2 protein-coding genes and 1 pseudogene are annotated in these 2,896 nt (G+C 61.6%); 2 read left to right on the top strand and 1 reads right to left on the bottom strand.

Going from position 1 to position 2,896, the window contains the following annotated elements; all coding sequences use genetic code 11:
• Positions 1-1,117, top strand: a 1,117-nt coding sequence (gene argE / locus BZK31_RS28415) for an acetylornithine deacetylase (protein ID WP_083186463.1), incomplete at its 5' end; no start/stop codon positions are given.
• Between the two features lie 122 nt (positions 1,118-1,239).
• Positions 1,240-2,538 carry an amino-acid N-acetyltransferase gene (argA, locus tag BZK31_RS28410; RefSeq protein WP_083186462.1) on the top strand — a complete coding sequence of 433 codons (1,299 nt, stop codon included), beginning with the start codon at positions 1,240-1,242 and terminating at the stop codon, positions 2,536-2,538.
• A gap of 112 nt (positions 2,539-2,650) precedes the next feature.
• On the opposite strand, the pseudogene BZK31_RS28405 reads toward argA, so the two are convergent.
• A pseudogene (locus BZK31_RS28405) lies at positions 2,651-2,896 on the bottom strand (glutamate--cysteine ligase); the annotation flags it as partial.

Here is a 2,896-nt window from a genome sequence, read left to right as displayed (position 1 = left end):
AGCCCTGATCGCTGCGCCGTCGGTAAGCTGCACCCAGCCTTCCCTGGACCAGACCAATCGTCCGGTCATCGACCTGCTTGCCGGATGGCTCGGCGACCTGGGTTTTGCCTGCGACATTCAGCAAGTGTCGCCTGGCAAGTTCAACCTGCTGGCGACGTTCGGCACCGGCCCCGGCGGTCTGGTGTTGGCCGGACACAGCGACACCGTGCCTTTCGACGAGGCATTGTGGAAGACCGAACCATTAAAACTGACCGAAGTGGATGGACGCTGGGTCGGTCTGGGCAGTTGCGACATGAAGGGCTTTTTCGCGCTGGTGATCGAAGCGGTGCGCGAGCTGATCGACCAGCCGTTCAAACAGCCGTTGTTGATCCTTGCGACCTGCGATGAAGAAAGCTCCATGGCTGGCGCCCGTGCGCTGGCTGAGGCCGGTCGCCCGTTGGGAAGGGCTGCAGTGATCGGCGAGCCGACCGGGCTCAAGCCGATCCGCATGCATAAAGGCGTGATGATGGAGCGCATCGATATTCTCGGGCGCAGTGGCCACTCTTCCGACCCGAGACTGGGAAACAGCGCCCTTGAGGCGATGCACGACGCCATCAGCGAGCTCAAAGGCCTGCGCCGTGCCTGGCAACAGGAGTATCGCAACCCTCAGTTCACGGTGCCACAGCCGACCCTGAACCTGGGCTGCATCCACGGCGGCGACAACCCGAACCGGATCTGCGGCCAGTGCTCGCTGGAGTTCGACTTGCGTCCGCTGCCGGGCATGGATCCGGACGTGCTGCGCTCGGCGATCCGGCAGAAGCTACAACCGTTGGCTGAATTGCATCAGGTCAAGATCGACTACGCGCCACTGTTCCCCGAGTGCGCGCCGTTCGAGCAGGTCGCCGACGCTGAACTGGTGCGGGTCGCTGAGCGTCTGACCGGTCATACGGCAGCTGCGGTAGCATTTGGCACCGAAGCGCCTTATCTTCAGCGTCTTGGCTGCGAAACACTGGTGCTCGGCCCAGGCGACATCGCCTGCGCGCATCAGCCGGGGGAATACCTCGAAATGTCACGCTTGCAGCCTACAGTGCGTCTGTTACGCCAGTTGATCGAACATTATTGCCTGACCCCGCAGTGAGGCGGATCAGAAAACCTTGAAAAGGAGAGTGCGCGTGTTGCCAAGCCTGTTCCGACGATAACCGCCGCAGCGTTGTGCGTGTTTCTGCCCTTCGTCCATTTTTTCTACAGGCTCTTGCTGTCATGCCCGAATACGTTAACTGGCTTCGCCACGCGTCTCCCTATATCAATGCCCACCGCGATTGCACCTTCGTCGTCATGCTGCCCGGCGACGGCGTCGCCCATCCGAACTTCGGCAATATCGTCCACGATCTGGTGCTGCTGCACAGCCTGGGCGTGCGACTGGTGCTGGTCCATGGCTCGCGCCCGCAGATCGAGAGCCGTCTGGCACAACGCGGTATCACGCCGCGCTTCCACCGCGATATGCGCATCACCGACACCGAAACCCTGGAATGCGTGATCGATGCTGTCGGTCAGTTGCGCATCGCCATTGAGGCGCGCTTGTCGATGGACATGGCCGCCTCGCCGATGCAGGGCTCGCGTCTGCGGGTCACCAGCGGCAATGTGGTGACGGCGCGTCCTATCGGCGTGCTGGAAGGCGTCGATTATCAGCACACCGGCGAAGTGCGCCGAGTCGACCGCAAGGGTATCAACCGTTTGCTGGACGAGCGCCATATCGTGCTGTTGTCGCCGCTGGGCTATTCACCCACCGGCGAAATCTTCAATCTGGCCTGTGAAGACGTCGCCACCCGTGCGGCCATCGATCTGGCGGCCGACAAGCTGCTGTTGTTCGGCGCTGAAACCGGCTTGCTGGATGAGCAAGGCCATCTGGTGCGCGAACTGCGTCCGCAGCAGGTGCCGGCGCATTTGCAGCGGCTGGGCAGCAATTATCAGGCTGAATTGCTCGATGCAGCGGCCGAGGCCTGTCGTGGCGGCGTGGGTCGCAGTCATATCGTCAGTTACGCCGAAAACGGCTCTCTGTTGACCGAACTGTTCACTCGCGACGGTGGCGGTACGCTGGTGGCGCAAGAGCAATTCGAGCTGGTTCGCGAAGCGGCGATCGAGGATGTGGGCGGGTTGATGGACCTGATCACGCCGCTGGAAGAGCAGGGCATTCTGGTGCGTCGCTCACGCGAAGTGCTGGAGCGCGAGATCACCCAGTTCAGCGTGGTCGAGCGCGAAGGTCTGATCATCGCCTGTGCTGCGCTGTATCCGATTGCCGACTCGCAGGCCGGTGAGCTGGCGTGTCTGGCGGTCAATCCCGAATACCGTCATGGCGGACGTGGCGATGAATTGCTCGAGCGCATCGAAAACCGCGCCCGCGCGCTGGGGCTCAAGACGTTGTTCGTGCTGACGACGCGCACAGCGCACTGGTTCCGCGAGCGTGGCTTCGAGCCAAGCAGCGTCGACCGCCTGCCAAGCGCCCGTGCGTCGTTGTATAACTACCAGCGTAATTCGAAGATATTCGAGAAGGCGATTTGATCGACGTCTGACGTAAAAACCGTGGGAGGCAGCTTGCTGGCGATGGCGTCAGTTCAGTCGCTGATGGAGCGGCCGAGAAGCCGCCTCCCCCTAGTGGTTCGTATTCCAGCCCTCAGTTACTGATCGCCAGAATACTCGCCTGATACGACCCGACGAAGGTGTCGAAATCCACCACTTCTTCAGTCGCTTCCAGTTCGGCCTGTTCGGCAATCGAGGTTTTCGCCAGTTCTTCGAAGTGCGCCTGCTCTTCAGCCGTCAGAGGGTGATCGCGGAAATATTCGGCATGCAGCTGGCTCTGGCGCAACGAGAACCCGGTAAAGCCTTCGTTGTGCGCTCTCATGCTTTCCAGCACCTGCGC

Source organism: Pseudomonas floridensis (assembly GCF_002087235.1).
GTDB lineage: Bacteria > Pseudomonadota > Gammaproteobacteria > Pseudomonadales > Pseudomonadaceae > Aquipseudomonas > Aquipseudomonas floridensis.
The sequence above is the reverse complement of the archived record's forward strand: the minus strand, read 5'-3'. Positions and strand labels throughout refer to the sequence as shown.

Coding starts and splice junctions, on each gene's coding strand:
- argA (WP_083186462.1), top strand. CDS start 1,240: ATGCCCGAATACGTTAACTGGCTTCGCCACGCGTCTCCCTATATCAAT.